Source organism: Variovorax sp. Varisp85 (genome assembly GCF_047304045.1).
Taxonomy (GTDB): domain Bacteria; phylum Pseudomonadota; class Gammaproteobacteria; order Burkholderiales; family Burkholderiaceae_C; genus Variovorax.
In genome coordinates this window covers 1-847 of the sequence record NZ_JBGLYN010000146.1, presented here as the reverse complement: position 1 = coordinate 847, position 847 = coordinate 1, and the positions used below count along the sequence as shown (strand labels likewise).

Sequence of the window (847 nt, the reverse complement as noted above, 5' to 3'; positions counted from 1 at the left end):
GAGCACATCCTGCTGGCTCGCCAGGTGGGCGTGGGCTACATCATCGTGTTCCTGAACAAGTGCGACATGGTCGACGACAAGGAACTGCTCGAGCTGGTCGAAATGGAAGTCCGCGAACTCCTCGACAAGTACGAATTCCCCGGCGATGACACCCCCATCATCCACGGCTCGGCCAAGCTCGCCCTCGAAGGCGACAAGGGCGAGCTGGGCGAAGGCGCCATCATGAAGCTGGCCGAAGCCCTCGACACCTACATCCCGACGCCCGAGCGCGCCGTGGACGGCACCTTCCTGATGCCCGTGGAAGACGTGTTCTCGATCTCGGGTCGCGGCACCGTCGTGACCGGCGCTGTCGAGCGCGGCGTGATCAAGGTCGGCGAGGAAATCGAAATCGTCGGCATCCGCCCGACCGTCAAGACCACCTGCACCGGCGTGGAAATGTTCCGCAAGCTGCTGGACCAGGGCCAGGCTGGCGACAACGTCGGCGTGCTGCTGCGCGGCACGAAGCGCGAAGAAGTCGAGCGCGGCCAAGTGCTGTGCAAGCCCGGCTCGATCAAGCCGCACGTGCACTTCACCGCCGAGGTGTATGTCCTGTCGAAGGACGAAGGCGGCCGTCACACGCCGTTCTTCAACAACTACCGTCCGCAGTTCTACTTCCGCACGACGGACGTGACCGGCGCGATCGAGCTGCCCAAGGACAAGGAAATGGTCATGCCCGGCGACAACGTCAGCATCACCGTGAAGCTGATCAACCCGATCGCGATGGAAGAAGGCCTGCGCTTCGCCATCCGCGAAGGCGGCCGCACCGTGGGTTCGGGCGTCGTGGCGAAAATCCTCGACATCTAAGCCG

General features: G+C 63.8%; 1 protein-coding gene. It reads left to right on the top strand.

From position 1 onward, the window contains the following. Positions 1–843 (top strand): elongation factor Tu (locus ACCC97_RS28775; RefSeq protein WP_413336381.1); only part of this gene is annotated, 843 nt, incomplete at its 5' end. Between the last annotated feature and the right edge of the window lie 4 nt (positions 844–847).